Annotated in this window: 15 protein-coding genes and 1 tRNA gene; all 16 read left to right on the top strand. The window is 68.3% G+C overall.

What is annotated here, in order from left to right; genetic code table 11:
- The first annotated feature begins 125 nt into the window (after positions 1-125).
- The 16 genes from AC5RUK_RS15265 (at position 126) to AC5RUK_RS15190 (ending at position 16,810) form a co-directional block, all read left to right on the top strand.
- On the top strand, positions 126-1,691 hold the full coding sequence (locus AC5RUK_RS15265; protein ID WP_493988240.1) for an ABC transporter ATP-binding protein: 1,566 nt from the start codon (positions 126-128) through the stop codon (positions 1,689-1,691).
- Positions 1,688-3,049 (top strand): ABC transporter permease, encoded by a 1,362-nt coding sequence (locus AC5RUK_RS15260; protein ID WP_493987893.1) that lies wholly within the window; start codon positions 1,688-1,690, stop codon positions 3,047-3,049. The genes AC5RUK_RS15265 and AC5RUK_RS15260 overlap by 4 nt, the downstream gene beginning before the upstream one ends.
- A complete protein-coding gene (locus AC5RUK_RS15255; protein ID WP_493987894.1) occupies positions 3,046-4,335 on the top strand; it encodes an ABC transporter permease in 1,290 nt (429 codons plus the stop codon). The genes AC5RUK_RS15260 and AC5RUK_RS15255 overlap by 4 nt, the downstream gene beginning before the upstream one ends.
- Positions 4,336-4,337: 2 nt before the next feature.
- Positions 4,338-4,742 (top strand): cytidine deaminase, encoded by a 405-nt coding sequence (locus AC5RUK_RS15250; protein ID WP_494152684.1) that lies wholly within the window; start codon positions 4,338-4,340, stop codon positions 4,740-4,742.
- A gap of 31 nt (positions 4,743-4,773) precedes the next feature.
- Complete coding sequence (locus AC5RUK_RS15245) at positions 4,774-6,060, top strand: thymidine phosphorylase (RefSeq protein WP_494152683.1); 1,287 nt, start codon at positions 4,774-4,776, stop codon at positions 6,058-6,060.
- A gap of 244 nt (positions 6,061-6,304) precedes the next feature.
- The gene (locus AC5RUK_RS15240; RefSeq protein ID WP_494152682.1) at positions 6,305-7,156 is read left to right on the top strand and encodes a DedA family protein; all 852 of its coding nucleotides are present in this window, start codon (positions 6,305-6,307) and stop codon (positions 7,154-7,156) included.
- 54 nt (positions 7,157-7,210) lie between these two features.
- A complete protein-coding gene (locus AC5RUK_RS15235; RefSeq protein ID WP_493987898.1) occupies positions 7,211-8,356 on the top strand; it encodes an adenosine deaminase in 1,146 nt (381 codons plus the stop codon).
- A gap of 8 nt (positions 8,357-8,364) precedes the next feature.
- Positions 8,365-9,126 carry a MazG nucleotide pyrophosphohydrolase domain-containing protein gene (locus AC5RUK_RS15230; protein ID WP_494152681.1) on the top strand — a complete coding sequence of 254 codons (762 nt, stop codon included), beginning with the start codon at positions 8,365-8,367 and terminating at the stop codon, positions 9,124-9,126.
- Positions 9,127-9,217: 91 nt separating this feature from the next.
- Positions 9,218-10,498, top strand: a complete 1,281-nt coding sequence (eno, locus tag AC5RUK_RS15225) for a phosphopyruvate hydratase (protein ID WP_493987900.1) — start codon at positions 9,218-9,220, stop codon at positions 10,496-10,498.
- Positions 10,499-10,587: 89 nt separating this feature from the next.
- Positions 10,588-11,343 carry an FtsB family cell division protein gene (locus AC5RUK_RS15220; protein ID WP_494108104.1) on the top strand — a complete coding sequence of 252 codons (756 nt, stop codon included), beginning with the start codon at positions 10,588-10,590 and terminating at the stop codon, positions 11,341-11,343.
- Between the two features lie 68 nt (positions 11,344-11,411).
- On the top strand, positions 11,412-12,119 hold the full coding sequence (locus AC5RUK_RS15215; RefSeq protein WP_493987902.1) for a DUF501 domain-containing protein: 708 nt from the start codon (positions 11,412-11,414) through the stop codon (positions 12,117-12,119).
- Positions 12,119-13,069, top strand: coding sequence for a Ppx/GppA phosphatase family protein (locus AC5RUK_RS15210; RefSeq protein WP_493987903.1), 951 nt, complete (start codon positions 12,119-12,121; stop codon positions 13,067-13,069). The genes AC5RUK_RS15215 and AC5RUK_RS15210 overlap by 1 nt, the downstream gene beginning before the upstream one ends.
- 49 nt (positions 13,070-13,118) lie before the next feature.
- On the top strand, positions 13,119-14,555 hold the full coding sequence (locus tag AC5RUK_RS15205) for a S8 family serine peptidase (RefSeq protein ID WP_494152680.1): 1,437 nt from the start codon (positions 13,119-13,121) through the stop codon (positions 14,553-14,555).
- Between the two features lie 77 nt (positions 14,556-14,632).
- Complete coding sequence (locus AC5RUK_RS15200; protein ID WP_493987905.1) at positions 14,633-16,081, top strand: NAD(P)/FAD-dependent oxidoreductase; 1,449 nt, start codon at positions 14,633-14,635, stop codon at positions 16,079-16,081.
- A gap of 99 nt (positions 16,082-16,180) precedes the next feature.
- Positions 16,181-16,690: a GNAT family N-acetyltransferase gene (locus tag AC5RUK_RS15195; protein WP_494152679.1), complete on the top strand. Its 510-nt coding sequence runs from the start codon at positions 16,181-16,183 to the stop codon at positions 16,688-16,690.
- Between the two features lie 47 nt (positions 16,691-16,737).
- Positions 16,738-16,810: transfer RNA gene (locus tag AC5RUK_RS15190), tRNA-Leu, on the top strand.
- Positions 16,811-16,845 lie beyond the last annotated feature (35 nt).

The raw sequence follows: 16,845 nt of genomic DNA, 5'->3' as shown, positions 1-16,845 counted from the left end.
GTTCGCGCTGTAAGCGGCCGAACCGGTTTAGGCTAGGCACAGCGTCCGGGCAGCGACACCGTCCGGCACCGCGCCGCTGGATGAGGACCGTCGTACCTACGGACAAAGAACAGGTGGGTTGGGGTTTGAAACTCGAGCTCAAGGGAATCACCAAGCGATTCGGCTCCCTGATCGCCAACGACCACATTGACCTGGTGGTGCAGCCGGGACAGGTGCACAGCCTGCTGGGTGAAAACGGCGCCGGGAAATCGACGCTGATGAACGTCCTCTACGGGCTGTATGAGCCGAGCGAAGGCCAGATCCTGGTTGACGACAAGCCCGTGATGTTCAACGGCCCCGGGGACGCCATGGCGGCCGGCATCGGCATGGTGCACCAGCACTTCATGCTCGTCCCGGTGTTCACCGTGGCAGAGAATGTGGCGCTGGGCAATGAAGCGACCAAGGCCGGCGGCCAACTCAACCTGGATGAGACCCGGGCGCGGATCAGGGAGATCTCCGACCAGTACGGCTTCGAAGTGGATCCCGATGCGGTGGTCGAGGACCTGCCGGTCGGGGTGCAGCAGCGCGTCGAGATCATCAAGGCCTTGGTCCGTGACGCCCAGGTGCTGATCCTGGACGAGCCGACTGCTGTCCTGACGCCCAAGGAAACGGATGAGCTGCTGGGCATCATGGGCCAGCTCAAGGCCGACGGCAAGGCCATCGTGTTCATCTCGCACAAGCTGCGCGAAGTCAAGGCAGTTTCCGACATCATCACCGTCATTCGCCGTGGCAAGGTCATCGGCGACGCACCGCCCTCGGCCTCCACGACCGAATTGGCCGAAATGATGGTGGGCCGCGCCGTCAGCCTGACCCTGGACAAGGAACCTGCCCGGCCGGGTGAGGAAACATTCGTCGTCGAGAACCTCACGGTGCGTTCGGCGACGGGCCAGCGCGTGGTGGACGGCATCAGTTTCGCCATCGCGCGCGGCGAGATCCTTGCGGTGGCCGGCGTCCAGGGCAACGGGCAGACGGAACTGACCGAGGCGATCCTGGGGCTGCAGGACCATGTGTCCGGCTCCATCAGGCTCGAAGGCCGCGAACTGGTGGGGCGCAAGGTCAAGGACATCATCGAGGCCGGCGTCGGCTTCGTGCCGGAGGACCGCAGCGTCGAGGGCCTGGTGGGGACCTTCTCCGTGGCCGAAAACCTTATCCTCAACCGCTACGACCAGCCGCCCTTTGCCCGCGGCCTGGCCATGAAGCCCGCCTTGGTCGCCCAGAACGCCGAGCAATACATCTCGGAGTTCGACGTCCGCACCCAGTCTGCGGCGGCGGCGGCCGGTACGCTCTCCGGCGGGAACCAGCAAAAGGTGGTCATGGCCCGAGAGCTGTCCAGGCCGTTGAAGCTCTTCATAGCTTCGCAGCCGACCCGCGGGGTGGACGTAGGCTCCATCGAATTCCTGCACAAGCGGATCGTCGCCGAGCGCGACGTCGGCACGCCGGTGATGATCGTTTCCACCGAACTGGACGAGGTGCTGGAACTTGCCGACCGGATTGCCGTGCTCTATCAGGGCCGGCTGATGGGCATCGTCCCCGCCGGTACCTCGCGCGGCGAGCTGGGCCTGATGATGGCCGGCATGAGCGCCGAGGAAGCGCTGGCACACCGGACGGACGCCGAAGTACAGCAGACAGACGCCGAAGGAGGCGAGGAATGAGCGCGGACGAGTCCGGCAAGCACGGGAAGCGGTCGAAACACGCGGGCAAGCCCGCGGCGGAGGGCGACGAGCAGCGGCTCGAGGCGGCTGCCGCCCTCGGCGACGGCACCCAGGCGCCGCCGGCCGTCCTGCCCACGGGGGAGAGCCTGCACCCCGAGTTGCGCGCGCATCAGACCATCATGCAGCGGATCGTCTCCGGAAACGCGCTGGTGGCTGTCCTGGCCATTGTGCTGTCCCTGATTGCCGGCGGCATCCTGATCGCGTTGACGAATGAGGAAGTGGCCCGGACCTCCAGCTACTTCTTCGCCCGGCCGCAGGACATGCTGACCGCCGGCTGGACGGCCGCCGCCAACGCCTACGCCGCGCTGTTCCAGGGCTCGATCTTCAACTTCGAGGGCTCCACGTTCTCCCGGATGATCTACCCGCTGACCCAGACGCTGACCGTGGCAACGCCGCTCATCTGCGCCGGCCTGGGCGTAGCGCTGGCGTTCCGCGCGGGACTGTTCAACATCGGCGCGCAGGGCCAGATCATCATCGGCGCCACCTTGGCCGCCTGGGTCGGTTTCAGCTGGCACCTTCCGGTGGGCCTGCACCTGCTCCTGGTCATCCTGGCCGGCATCCTCGGCGGCGCCTTGTGGGGCGGCCTCGTCGGCCTGCTGAAGGCCAAGACCGGTGCCCACGAAGTGATCCTGTCGATCATGCTCAACTACGTGGCCATCAACCTGGTGCTGTACCTGCTGACCATGCCCGCGTTCCAGCGTCCCGGCTCCACCAACCCGATCAGCCCCCAGCTGGACGCCACGGCCATGTACCCGCCGCTCTTCGGCGACAGCTTCCGGCTGCACTGGGGCTTCGTGGTAGCCATCCTCGCCACCGTTTTTTGCTGGTGGCTGCTCAACCGCTCCACCATCGGCTTCGAGCTGCGCGCGGTCGGCTCCAATCCGCACGCCGCCCGCACCGCCGGCATCAGCGTCACCAAGGGCTACGTCGTGGTGATGGTGCTGGCCGGCGCACTGGCGGGCCTGGCCGGCGTCGCGCAGGTGGCCGGCACCGAACGCGTGCTGACCTCGGGCGTCGCGGCCAGTTTCGGGTTCGACGCCATCACCGTGGCACTGCTGGGACGTTCGACGCCGTGGGGCACGTTTGCGGCCGGCCTGCTGTTTGGCGCCTTCCGCGCCGGCGGGGTGACCATGCAGACCAACACCGGCACCGGCATCGACATTGTCCTGGTGGTCCAGTCCATGATCGTGCTGTTCATCGCGGCTCCGCCGCTCGTGCGCGCGATCTTCCGGCTCCCCGAGCCCGGCAAACTGACGGCAAAGCCCCGTAAGACCGCAAGCACCGGAGGTGCAGCATGAGCACGGCTACCGCCACCGCCCCGCAGCAAAGCCCCACCGCTGCGGACACCGTGCGGAACTGGAAGACGCCGGTCATCCTGGCCGTCCTGGCTTTCGCGTCCGTCCTGGTTTTCGCGATCGGGGCGCCGGACAACTCGGTGACCTTCCGGCTGTCGGATCCCAACGACCCGGTGGTGCTGCCCTCGGTGGTGCTCTCGGCGGTCGTCACCGGCTGGGTCACCGCCGTCCTGATGCTGGCCGGCGCCGTCTGGTCGTTCATGCTGGTCCGGTCCGGGCGAAAGGTCCCCGGCTGGCTGGTGGCCGTCTTTGCCGTGCTGTTCGTGGTTGGATTCCTGACCTGGGTGGTGGGCAGCGCCCGGACCCCCAACGTGGCCCTCTACGGCCTGCTGGCCGGTTCGGTCACGCTGGCCGTGCCGCTGATCTTCGGTTCCCTCTCCGGCGTGCTGTGCGAACGCTCCGGCGTCGTCAACATCGCCATCGAAGGGCAGCTGCTGTTCGGTGCGTTCTCCGCCGCGGTCGCCGGATCGCTCTCCGGCAACGCGTTCATCGGCCTGGCCGCCGCGGCCGTCGGCGGCGTGCTGGTCTCGGCAGTCCTGGCGGTGTTCAGCATCAAGTACATCGTCAACCAGGTGATCGTCGGGGTGGTGCTCAACGTGCTGGTTTCCGGCCTGACCGGTTTCCTGTTCTCCACCGTCCTCTCGGCCGACTCGGCCACCTGGAACTCTCCGCCGCGGCTGCCGATCATCAGCATTCCGGTGCTGTCCGACATCCCGATCATCGGCCCCATCCTGTTCGAGCAGTCGGTGGTCGGCTACCTGATGTACGTCGCGGTGGCGGTGATCTACTTCGGCCTGTTCCACACCAAGTGGGGCCTGCGCACCCGTGCCGTCGGGGAACACCCCAAGGCGGCGGACACCCTGGGCGTGAAGGTCAACCGGATGCGGTTCATGAACGTGCTGCTGGCCGGCGTCGTCGCCGGTTTCGGCGGCGCCTTCTTCACCCTGGTCAGCGTCTCCAGCTTCGGCCGCGACATGACCGCCGGCCAGGGCTACATCGCCCTGGCGGCGCTGATCTTCGGCCGCTGGAACCCGCTGTACGCGTTCTTCGCGGCGCTGCTCTTCGGGTTCGCGACCAACCTCCAGTACGTGCTCAGCGCCCTGGGCTCCACGGTGCCGAACCAGTTCCTCGCCATGCTGCCCTACGTGGTGACCATCTTCGCCGTCGCCGGCCTGGTGGGCCGCGCCCGACCCCCGGCCGCCAGCGGCGTGCCGTACATTAAGGGCTGACCGTGGAAGCAGCGAAGGCCCAAGCCGTGGACTGGCACGCCCTCCAGCAGGCGGCGGAGGCCGCCATGCGGCTGGCCTACGTACCGTATTCGGGCTTCCCGGTCGGCGCCGCCGCTCTCACCGACGACGGCCGGATCGTCTCCGGCTGCAACGTGGAAAACGCCTCCTACGGCCTGACCCTGTGCGCCGAATGTTCGCTGGTGAGCCAGCTGAACATGACGGGCGGGGGGAAACTGGCCGCGTTCAGCTGCGTGGACGGGGAAGGCAACGCCCTGATGCCGTGCGGCCGGTGCCGGCAGCTGCTGTACGAGTTCCGCGCCCCCGGCATGCTGCTGATGACGCCGGCCGGCCTCAAGACCATGGACGAGGTCCTGCCGGACGCCTTCGGCCCGCAGCACCTGGCCTGAGGGCCGGAACGCAACACGTAAGGAGCAGGACATGACCGAAACATTCGACGCCGTCGACATCATCCGGACCAAGCGGGACAGGGGAACGCTCAGCCCGGAGCAGATCGCCTGGACCATCGACGCCTACACCCGCGGGGCCATCGCCGACGAGCAAATGTCCGCGCTGAACATGGCCATCCTGCTCAACGGCATGGACCGGGAGGAGATCGCGCACTGGACGACGGCGATGATCGCCTCCGGCGAGCGGATGGACTTCTCCTCGCTCGGCAAGCCGACCGCGGACAAGCACTCCACCGGCGGCGTGGGGGACAAGATCACCCTCCCGCTGGCCCCGCTGGTGGCCGTCTTCGGTGTGGCGGTGCCGCAGCTCTCCGGCCGCGGCCTGGGCCACACCGGCGGCACCCTGGACAAGCTCGAGTCGATTCCGGGCTGGCGTGCCCTGCTCAGCAATGACGAGATGATGAGCCAGTTGGCCGACGTCGGCGCCGTCATCTGCGCGGCCGGGGCAGGTTTGGCTCCTGCGGACAAGAAGCTCTACGCGCTGCGCGATGTGACCGGCACCGTGGAAGCGATCCCGCTGATTGCCTCCTCGATCATGAGCAAGAAGATCGCCGAAGGCACCGGCTCGCTGGTGCTGGACGTGAAGGTCGGCAGCGGGGCCTTCATGAAGGACGAGCGCAACGCCCGGGAACTGGCCGAAACCATGGTGGCCCTGGGCCAGGACGCAGGCGTGAACACGGTGGCGCTGCTGACCGATATGAGCACGCCGCTCGGGCTGACCGCCGGCAACGCCATCGAGGTCGAAGAATCGGTGGAGGTGCTGGCCGGCGGCGGCCCCGAGGATGTCGTGGAGCTGACGGTGAAGCTGGCCGAGGAGATGCTGCAGGCAGCCGGCGTGAGGGACGCCGAGCCCGCGGCCGCGCTGCGGGACGGCCGCGCCATGGACGTCTGGAAATCCATGATCCGCGCCCAGGGCGGGGATCCCGACGCCAAGCTGCCGGTGGCCAGGGAGTCCGAAATTGTCTACGCCGAGGCCGACGGCGTGCTGATGCAGCTGGACGCCTTGGCTGTCGGGGTCGCCGCCTGGCGGCTGGGTGCCGGACGTGCCCGCAAGGAAGACGCCGTGCAGGCCGGGGCCGGCGTGCGGATGCATGCCAAGCCCGGGGCGGTGGTCCGCGCAGGCGAGCCGCTGATGACGCTGTTGACCGATACCCCCGAAAGGTTCGACCGCGCCAGGGAGGCGCTGCGCGACGCCGTCGTCATTGCGCCGGAGGGCAGCCGGCCCGCCCGGCGGCTGGTCATCGACCGGGTGGCGTAACGCACGGAAGACCCCAGCTGTAAACAACTGGGGCAGCACGGATATATATCCCCGGATCAACCTCTTCCCGCCGTTCCTGCGGCCCCGCTACGATGATGTGGTGCGGCCGGAGCGGGGGAGGCCCCGGCGCACCGCGGGGTCTGCGGTGTTGACCGATGGGGGCCCGGTCAGGGATCTACCCGATAGCGGCACAAAACGCGGCATGGCATCGTTGGACTAGATATCCAGCGGACAGGAACACTTCGTGCAGACTTTTATGGACGCGCTCAGCGTCTTCATCATCGACGCGGCAGCGCAATGGTGGATATACCCACTGCTCCTGGCTCTCTGCCTGATCGACGGGATTTTCCCGCCGGTGCCCAGCGAATCGGTGGTCGTGGCCTTGGCCGCCATCGCAGTATCCGCCGGAGCTCCAAATCTCTGGCTGGTGGCCGCAGTTGCTGCAGCGGGCGCGATAGCGGGGGACAACATCGCGTATCTGATCGGGCGCCGCATCGGTGCAGACCGCTTCCGCTGGATGCAGCGCCCCCGGGTTGCCGCCGCCTTCGCCTGGGCCCGCCGGGAACTGGACCGGCGCGGCGCCCTGCTGATCCTGAGCGCACGCTACATTCCGGTAGGCCGCGTGGCCGTCAACATGACCGCCGGCGCAACCGGATACAACCACCGCAAGTTCGTCCTGTTTTCCGTGGTCGCCGGCATCTCCTGGTCCTTGTACTCGGTCGGCATCGGGGCACTGGCCGGGCGCTGGTTCCATGACAACACCCTCCTGGCCGCGGGACTGGCGATCGTGCTGGCGCTGCTGCTGGGCCTCGTGCTGGACCACGGCATGAAACTGGCCAATCGGCGCCGCGCGGCGCGGCTGCGGGCCGCCGCCCCGTCCGGGCACGGCGGCCCGGAGCCGGCAACCGAGGCCGGGCCGACGGCGGCAGGCAACGGCGGCGCGGCCGCCGCCGAGAGCCCGGACACGGCAGCGGCTGCACGCCGCGATCCCGCCGACCAGCTGCCGCCTACCGGTTCGCGGACGGTCCGCTTCGAACCGTACGTCCCGCTGACAGTGTCCTCCCGCAACCACTCCACCGCGGGCCTCGACGACTGAACCTGGCGCCGGCCTCCGCGCCTGCCGCCCGGGTGCTCGCGTAAGGTGGTGCCTGTGACTGAGCCTGAATACTCCGAGAACACCGCAGCCGACCTGGACATCGACATCCGCAGCCTGCCGAAGGTTTCGCTGCACGACCACCTCGACGGCGGACTGCGTCCCGCCACGATCATCGAGCTGGCCGCGGCCGAGGGCCACGAGCTGCCCTCCACCGACCCGGTGGCGCTCGGGGAGTGGTTCCGGGAGTCGGCGGATTCCGGCTCGCTGGTCCGCTACCTGGAAACCTTTGACCACACCGTCGCCGTGATGCAAACCACGGAAGGCCTGTTCCGCGTGGCCCAGGAATTCGTGGAGGACCTGGCCGACGACGGCGTGGTCTACGGCGAGGTCCGGTGGGCGCCGGAACAGCACCTGTCCAAGGGACTGACCTTGGACGAGGCGGTCGAAGCCGTCCAGGCAGGCCTGGAAGCCGGCGTGACCGCCGTGGAAGCCAGCGGCCGCCCCATCCAGGTGGGCCAACTGATCACCGCAATGCGGCATGCCGACCGCTCGCAGGAGATCGCTGAACTCGCCGTCCGCCACCGGGACCGGGGCGTCGTCGGATTCGACATTGCCGGAGCGGAGGACGGCTTCCCGCCCTCGCGCTTCAAGGACGCCTTCACCTACCTGGCCGAACAGCAGTTCCCGGTAACGGTCCACGCCGGCGAGGCAGCCGGAGTGGACAGCATCGTGGATGCGCTGGTCAGCGGCCGTGCGCTGCGGCTGGGCCACGGCGTGCGGATCGCCGAGGACATCCAGGTGGACTTCGGCCCGGACGGCGACGACGGCGACGAGGTTGGCATGGTCACCCTCGGCCGGGTTGCCGCGTGGGTCCGCGACCGCGGCATCCCGCTCGAGTGCAGCCCCTCATCCAACCTGCAGACCGGCGCAATCGCCGTCTTCGGCGAAGGCATCCACTCACACCCGTTCGACCTGCTCTACCAGACCGGTTTCAAGGTCACGATCAACACGGACAACCGGCTGATGAGCGGGGTGACGCTCTCCGACGAATACGAGTTGCTGGTGGAAACCTTCGACTACGACCTGGATGACCTGCTGGAGATCACGCTCAACGCAGCCGAAGCCGCTTTCCTGCCGCTGGAAGAGCGTGAGGCGCTCATCGAGTTCATCGGCGAGGCCTTTAACAGCCAGCCGGGCTGACGGCGGCCATGCCCCACGCCGGACACTCCTTCGAACCGGGGCGGCTCCCGGACGCCGCAACGGCGGAGCCCGACCGAGGCCGGGCCGTTGCCAGGCTGCTGGACGTCGTGGCTCAACTGCGCGAGCACTGCTTGTGGACGGCCGCGCTGACCCACGAGTCGCTGGTCGAGTACCTGGTGGAGGAAGCCCACGAACTGGCCGAAGCCATCGAAACCGGCCACACCGGCCGGGCCGACGTGGCCGAACTCAAGGGCGAACTGGCCGATGTGCTCTACCAGGTGGTGCTGCATGCCCGTTTGCAGGAAGAACGGGGACACTTTGATTTCGACGCCGTGGCCGCCGAACTGACAGCCAAGCTCATCCGGCGGAACCGGCATGTCTTCCGGCCGGACGGGTCCCTGCAGGAGAAGTTTCCGGACACCATCGCAGAGATCGTGGCCGGTTACGACGCGGTCAAGGCGGCGGAGAAACCGGAGCGGACCACGCCGTTCGACGGCCTGCCGCACTCGCTGCCGGCCCTGACGTTGGCGGCGAAATCTTTGGACCGCGCCCGCCGGGCCGGCAGCCCGTCGGCGGCGGTCCTAAGCCAGGACGGCACGGCCGGGAGCACTGCGGCCGGCGGTGCAGGCCGGGCGGAAGACGACGTCGGCGAGGAACTGTTCGCCGTCGTCCGCCGCGCAGTGGAGGCCGGCGTGGATCCCGAGCAGGCGCTGCGGACCGCCGTCCGCAGATTCCAGCAGCGCGTAACGGAAGAAAACCGCAGCGGGTGATCTCGATTAGTCTTAAGCCGGACCTTGCAGCCGGCTCCGGCCTCGCCTGCAGACATTCCAACTTTTCGTTCCAACGAACAGGAGCTACTCCATGGCGCTGATCGATGCCATCCACGCGCGCGAAATCCTTGATTCCCGCGGCAACCCCACCGTTGAAGTTGAGGTGCTGCTGTCCGACGGCTCGATGGGCCGGGCCGCGGTTCCGTCCGGTGCCTCCACCGGGGCCTTCGAGGCCGTGGAACGCCGCGACGGCGAGCAGGACCGCTACCTGGGCAAGGGCGTCGGCCAGGCCGTGGCCGCCGTGGTGGACACCATCCAGCCGGCGCTGGCCGGCCTCGACGCCACCGACCAGCGGCTGATCGACCAGACCATGCTGGACCTGGACGGCACCTCCAATAAATCCGACCTCGGCGCCAACGCCATCCTCGGCGTTTCGCTGGCCGTGGCCTCGGCCGCCGCAGAATCCGCCAACCTCCCGCTGTACAAGTACCTGGGCGGCCCGAATGCCCACGTGCTGCCGGTCCCGCTGATGAATATCCTCAATGGCGGCTCGCACGCCGATTCCGACGTGGACATCCAGGAGTTCATGGTGGTGCCGCTGGGCGCCGCCACGTTCTCCGAGGGGCTGCGCTGGGGCGTGGAGGTCTACCACAGCCTCAAGGCCGTGCTGAAGGAGAAGGGCCTCTCCACCGGCCTGGGCGACGAGGGCGGCTTCGCCCCGAACCTGCCCAGCAACCGGGCGGCGCTGGATTTGATCACCGAGGCGATCACCCGTGCCGGCTACACCCCGGGCAAGGACATTGCCTTGGCCCTGGACGTGGCGTCCTCCGAGTTCTACCAGGACGGCGCCTACCTGTTCGAGGGCAAGTCCCTGACGGCGGCGGAGATGAGCGCCTACTACGCCCAGCTGGTCGCCGACTTCCCGCTGGTCTCCATCGAGGATCCGCTGGACGAATCCGACTGGGAGGGCTGGGCCGCCCTGACGGCCGAGTTGGGCGACAAGGTGCAGCTGGTGGGCGACGACCTGTTCGTCACCAACCCCGAGCGGCTGCAGCAGGGCATCGATGCCAAGACCGCCAACTCCCTGTTGGTCAAGGTCAACCAGATCGGTTCCCTGACCGAAACCCTGGAGGCCGTGGCGCTGGCCCAGCGCAACGGCTACACCACGATCACCTCGCACCGCTCCGGCGAAACCGAGGACACCACCATCGCCGACATCGCCGTGGCCACCAACGCCGGCCAGATCAAGACCGGCGCCCCGGCCCGTTCGGAGCGCGTGGCCAAGTACAACCAACTGCTGCGCATCGAAGAGGAGCTCGACGACGCGGCCCGCTACGCCGGTCGCGCCGCCTTCCCGCGTTTCACGGCGTAGTTCGGCCCGACCCTCGGTAATGTCTTAAGCGGGGCCCGGCGGCAAAGCCGATGCCGGGCCCCGCACGACTTCCACGGTGAGGAGCCTGAATGTCCACCCGACGCCCCAACATGCCGCGGGCCGGCCGCCCGCCCGGCAGCGGGCCTGCGTCGGGCGGCGTGGACGGGAAGGACACCGACGCTCGGGAACCGGAGACCGGACAGGTGATTCGCGCCGACTTCGGCCGGACGCCGTCCGGCTCGGCTCCCCAGCCGGATGCCCGCACCCGCCGCGTGCCGGACGCAGGCCACGCGCGAAAGCCGAAGCCGCCGGTGAAACCCAAGCCCTCGCCGTCGGAAGTCCGCGCGGCGGAACGCCGGCAGCTGTCCGAGGCCATCAGGCAGCCGGCCGCACCGGCTGCGGATCCAAGGCCCCGGCCACCGGCCAGGGAAACCCCGGCCGACGCCGTGCCGGTCCCGGCCAAAGCGTTCTCCGGCCGCCTGCTGGCGCTGGCCGTGGTGCTGGTATCGATCACCGTACTGCTGGCCCCGTCGGTACGGATTTTCATTGAACAGCGGGCGGAACTCTCCGCGCTTCAGGCGGACATCGCCGCCAAGAAAGACTCCAACGAACAGTTGACCAAGGAACTGGCCCGCTGGGACGATCCCGCCTACATCAAGCAGCAGGCCCGGGATCGCATATTCTATGTAATGCCGGGGGAGAAGCGGTACATGGTCACCGGCGCGGAAGGACTGCGCGAGTCCAACAAACATGCCTCCGCCACCGCACCCGAGGACCTGCCGTGGGTCGACGCCCTGTGGAACTCGGTGACCCGCGCGGCAACAGACCCGCCCGCAGCGGACTGACCTCCCGGCAGCCTGCCGGATTACACGGCCCTGCCCCACGGGCCGCAGCACCAGGAAAGGACTGAGCCGTGAACGACGCTCAGCGCACCCCCACCCCCGACGATCTCGACACCCTGAGCCGCCAGCTCGGCAGGCCGGTGCGCGATGTCGTGGAAATCGGTGCACGGTGCGTGTGCGGAAATCCGCTGGTCGCCACCACGGCGCCGCGGCTCGGGAATGGAATCCCCTTCCCGACCACGTACTACCTGACCCACCCGGTCATCACGTCCGCGGTCTCCCGGCTGGAAGCGGCAGGGGTCATGACGGAGATGACCGAACGGCTGGAGGGGGATCAGGAATTGGCCGCGGCCTACCGCCGCGCCCACGAGGAGTACCTGGCGGCCCGCGACGAGGTCGGCCGCCGGGCCGGTATCGGCGACGTGCCCGAGATCGCGGGAGTCTCGGCCGGCGGAATGCCCACGCGGGTCAAATGCCTGCACGTCCTGGTGGGCCATTCGCTGGCCGCAGGTCCGGGCGTGAATCCGCTGGGCGACGAAGCGCTTGAGCGGATCGCGGAATGGTGGACCGTGGACCGCTGCTACTGCTCCGGAGCCTGGGATGTTGACGGCACCGCTCCGGCCCGGGACCTGAGCCGCCATACCCGGACCCAGGGGCTGACGGCCGAAGAGCTGGCGGCGAAGAAGGCCCGGCGTGCCGGCGGCAAGGATGCGGCGGACGACGACGGCGGCACCGTCAGCGGTTCCGCCTCCGGCCACGCCGACGGAGGGAAGTCCTAGTGGCACGCGTCGGAGCCATCGACTGCGGGACCAACTCGATCCGCCTGCTGATTGCCGATGTCCGGGACGGCGGGCTCACCGACGTAGTCCGCGAGATGAAGGTCGTGCGGCTGGGGCAGGGCGTCGACGCAACCGGGGCGCTGGCGCCGGAAGCGTTGGACCGGACCTTCGCGGCGGCGGAGGAATATGCGGGCCAGCTGCGCAGCCAAGGCGCCGAGACCCTGCGGTTTGTCGCCACCTCCGCCACCCGCGACGCCGCCAACCGCCAGGTCTTCGTCGATGGCATCCGCGAGCGCCTCGGCGTGGAACCGGAAGTGATCAGCGGCCGGGAAGAGGCCGAGCTGTCCTTCACCGGTGCCGCCAGCGTCCTGGCGCCGGAGCCGGGGGAGAAAGTGCTGGTGGTGGACCTGGGCGGTGGCAGCACGGAGTTCGTGCTGGGAACCGCCGACGGGGTGCTGGCTGCCCTCAGCACCGACATGGGCTGCGTCCGCTTTACCGAGCGGCACCTGCTCTCGGATCCGCCGACCGCCGCCGAGGTTGCCCACGCCGTGGCGGACGCCGAGGAACATCTGGCACGGGTGCTCGCCGAGGTGCCGCTGGCCGACGTCGACCGGTTGGTCGGAGTCGCGGGTTCCGTCACCACCGTTACGGCCCACGCCCTGCAACTGGCACGGTATCGTCCGGAAGCCATCCACGGGGCGCACCTGGACGGTGCCCGGTTGGATTCAGCCTGCACCTCCCTTCTGGAGATGACGCGGCACCAGCGGGCTGCGTTGCCCTACATGCATCCGGGACGGGTGGATGTCATTGGCGCCGGCGCACTCATCTGGCGGACCGTTTCCCGACGGCTGGCCGCACTGACCGGTGGCCGCGTGAACGGCGCGACCGCCAGCGAACACGATATTCTTGACGGAATCGCCCTGAGTGCGGCCACCCGGCTGCCGCACTGAGCTTCCCGGGTTCGGGGATCAGACCGCTTTGCCAACCGAAGGGACATCCATGCGCCAGCGCGACAGTGAACGGCCGGCCGGACGCGCGGGCGCGTCGAAAGTCTTCGCGCTGGGTTCGGCGATCGCGGTACTCGCCTCGCTGGTGCTCGCCGGCCCGGCCCAGGCAGACGACACCCGCGGCAAGGAATACTGGCTGGACGCCTACGGGATCCGGGCCGCCTGGGACGAGTCGCAGGGCGAGGGCGTCAAGGTAGCAGTGATCGACAGCGGCGTAGACGCAACGCACCCCGACCTCAAGGGGGCCGTGGTTGGCGGTACGGACGTCTCCGGCTCCGGGGACCCCGACGGCCAGCGCGGCATCGGGCAAACACCTGAGCACGGAACTCTGGTTGCGACCCTGCTGGCCGGACGCGGGCATGCACCCGAAAAAGACAAGAAGGACGACAAAAAGAAAAACGACAAAGAGTCCAAGTCGAAGCTTAAGGACGAGGGCATCGGCGCCGGCACGGACGGCGTGATAGGGGTGGCGCCCAAGGCACAGATCCTGACGGCCTCAACGTGGCTCGGGACACCCAACCCCTCGGGCATCGGCGTCGACGAGCAGATCCCGGCGGCCGTCCGCTGGGCCGTGGACAATGGCGCACAGGTCATCAACATGTCACTGACCAGCTCCAGCACCTCCTGGCCGGAGAGCTGGGACGCGGCGTTCCTCTACGCCGAACAGCATGACGTGGTGGTCGTGGCCGCCGCGGGCAACCGCGCCGGCGGCACCGAACAGTCCGGCGCCCCGGCCACCATCCCCGGCGTGCTGACCGTGGCCGGATTGAACCGCGATGGCGAGGCCAGCCAGGAGGCCTCGGCCCAGAGCATCGTCATCGGTGTTGCGGCCCCGGCCGAGAACCTCGTCGGCGGACTGCCCGGCGGCCTCTATGCCGACTGGTCCGGCACATCGGGGGCCACGCCGCTGGTCTCGGGCGTGGCGGCGTTGATCCGCTCCAAATACCCGGACATGAGCGCGGCCCAGGTCATCAACCGCATCATCAGCACGGCCAAGGAAGCCGGTGTCCCGGGCCATGATCCGATTTACGGCTACGGCGTACTCGACGCGGAGGCAGCCGTGAACGCCGACGTGCCGGAGGTCGCCGCCAACCCGCTCGGCTCCATCGCGCAATGGATTACGGTGCACCGCCGCGGTGAAGTCGCTGCGCCCCAGTCACAGGCTCCGGTGCAGTCCAAGGCCGAGGCGCCGGATATTCCGGAACCGACTACACCAGTGGCGGTTCCCCCGCGCAGCGAAAACTCCGTGCTGCCGGCCATCCTCGTGTTTTCGTTCGGCGGGCTGATCGCCGCCGTCCTGGTGTTGGGCGCGGTCCAGACCATGCGGGCGCGCAAGGCCGTGCAGCAGGGCACGGCCGCGGTCGAGGAAGCGGACACGGACTTCATGCCGCCGATTCGGGAAGAGATCCGGAAGCCGGCCAAGCGCTGATTCTGCGGGATCTTCGCGGCCACCCCGGGCGCCCGGGACTTCGTGAAAATTTTCACAAAAGTGGCTATACTGGGGGCATGGCACTCACTCCTGCTCTGTCCGATCGTCCGCGCGTCCTGGTGGTCGGCGGCGGCTACGTTGGTCTTTACGTCGCGCTGAAGCTCCAGAAGAAGGTTAAGGGGCACGGCGGCATCGTTACCCTGGTGGATCCGCTGCCCTACATGACGTACCAGCCGTTCCTGCCCGAGGTGGCTTCCGGCAGCATCGAAGCCCGCCATGCCGTGGTCAACCACCGGCAGCACCTGCAGGACACCGAACTCATCACCGGCAAGGTGACTTCGATCGACCACGCGGCGAAGAAGGCCGTGATCACTCCCGCCGTCGGCGACGCCTTCGAGCTGGACTACCGCGACGTCGTCGTTGCCGCCGGTGCCGTGACCCGCACCTTCCCGATCCCGGGGCTGGCCGAGGCAGGGATCGGCTTGAAGACCATTGAAGAAGCCGTGGAACTGCGCAACAAGGTGCTCGAGCGAATCGAAACCGGTTCGTTGCTCCCTGAGGGGCCGGAGCGGACGCGCGCGCTGACCTTTGTCGGCGTCGGCGGAGGCTTCGCCGGCATCGAGGCCATGACCGAGATCGAGGACCTGGCCCGCTCCGCCGTCAAGAAGAACGGGCGGCTGCGCCAGGAAGAGCTGCGCTTCGTGCTGGTCGAGGCGATGGGCCGGATCATGCCCGAGGTCACCGAAGACCAGGCCAAGTGGGTCGTAGAGCACATGCGTTCGCGCGGCATCGAGGTCATGCTCAACACCTCGCTCGCCAAGGCAGAGGGCGGCGTGCTGGAGCTGATCAACATGCCGGACAAGACTCCCGCCGAAACCTTCGAGGCCGATACGCTGCTGTGGACCGCCGGCGTGCAGGCGAACCCGGTGGCACGCAACTTCGGCTTCCCGCAGGACGAGCGCGGCCGGATCAAGGCCAACGCAACGCTCCAGATCATCGACGAGAACGGCCCGATCGAGGGTGCCTGGACCGCCGGCGACGTCGCCGCCGTGCCGGACCTGACCGGCGGCGGCGTGGGTGGCTTCTGCGTCCCCAACGCCCAGCACGCCATCCGCCAGGCGAAGCGTCTTGCCAAGAACATCTACGCCGCCCGCTGGGGCGTGGGCACCGTCACCGAGTACAAGCACAAGAACCTCGGCGCCGTCGCCGGCTTCGGCCTCAATAAAGGCGTGGCCAAGATTATGGGCATCAAGCTCAAGGGCTGGCCGGCATGGATGGCCCACCGCGGCTACCACGGATTGGCCATGCCGACGGTGGAGCGCAAGATCCGCGTGATCTCGAACTGGTTCTGGGCAATTTTCCTGGGCCGCGACACTACGCGCCTTGCCGACCTGCAGACCCCGTACCGCCAGTTCCGCGAGGCGGCAGCCCCCAAGCCTCGGCCGCAGGCTGCCGACGCTCCCAAACCGGCAGGGGATGCCAAGGGCACCGAGGCGGACAAGGAACTCGCCTCCACCGGCCGCTAGGCCCAACTCAGCAGCATGCCCGGGTACCGCATCGGCGGGGCCCGGGCCTTACTGCATTCCCGGGGAGATTTCCCTGGAGGGGCTGCCTAGAATGCTGTGGTGAGGATCAGGACAGAACAACGTGAAGACCGGCCCGCCGTCCTCCGGCTGGTGGCACGCGCCTTCGACACCGACGACGGCGGTGAGCCGGTGGAAGCCCGACTGCTGGCCGAGTTGTACGACTGCGACGGCTTCCTGCCGGAGTTTTCACTCGTCGCGGAGGAAGGGGGCGCCGTCGTCGGCCATGTCATCAGCACCCGCGGCTGGATTGGCATCGAGCCCGCGCTGGGACTGGGGCCCATCGCCGTGGAGCCGGACCGTCAGCGTTCAGGCATCGGGGCTGCCCTGCTGAACGAAACACGGCGTCGCGCCGAGGACGCCGGGGAGAGCGTGATCCTGCTGCTGGGGAGCACCGGATACTATCCGCGATTTGGTTATCGGCCGGCCAGCGAAGTCGGCATCGGTGCCCCGGATCCAAGCTGGGGCGCCAACTTCATGGCCCTTCCGCTCGCCGGCCGCCCGCTGCCCGCCGGTGTGTTCCGCTACGCCGAACCCTTCGGGCGGCTGTGAGCAGGAGCAGGCCCATCAAGTACCCTAGATAGGTGCAGGAGTGCCCAGCCCCCGTAGTCCAATGGCAGAGACAACCGACTTAAAATCGGTCCAGTGTGGGTTCGAGTCCCACCGGGGGTACGGATTGAATGTGACGAGCGTTACAAGGATGTAAC

The sequence above is a fragment of the Arthrobacter sp. Y3223065 genome (genome assembly GCF_059090885.1).
This window is presented reverse-complemented; position numbering and strand designations above follow the sequence as displayed.

Excerpts from the sequence above, each read along its gene's own strand:
- AC5RUK_RS15260 (WP_493987893.1), top strand. The coding sequence starts at position 1,688 with ATGAGCGCGGACGAGTCCGGCAAGCACGGGAAGCGGTCGAAACACGCG.
- AC5RUK_RS15255 (WP_493987894.1), top strand. The coding sequence starts at position 3,046 with ATGAGCACGGCTACCGCCACCGCCCCGCAGCAAAGCCCCACCGCTGCG.
- AC5RUK_RS15245 (WP_494152683.1), top strand. The coding sequence starts at position 4,774 with ATGACCGAAACATTCGACGCCGTCGACATCATCCGGACCAAGCGGGAC.
- AC5RUK_RS15230 (WP_494152681.1), top strand. The coding sequence starts at position 8,365 with ATGCCCCACGCCGGACACTCCTTCGAACCGGGGCGGCTCCCGGACGCC.
- eno (WP_493987900.1), top strand. The coding sequence starts at position 9,218 with ATGGCGCTGATCGATGCCATCCACGCGCGCGAAATCCTTGATTCCCGC.
- AC5RUK_RS15220 (WP_494108104.1), top strand. The coding sequence starts at position 10,588 with ATGTCCACCCGACGCCCCAACATGCCGCGGGCCGGCCGCCCGCCCGGC.
- AC5RUK_RS15205 (WP_494152680.1), top strand. The coding sequence starts at position 13,119 with ATGCGCCAGCGCGACAGTGAACGGCCGGCCGGACGCGCGGGCGCGTCG.
- AC5RUK_RS15200 (WP_493987905.1), top strand. The coding sequence starts at position 14,633 with ATGGCACTCACTCCTGCTCTGTCCGATCGTCCGCGCGTCCTGGTGGTC.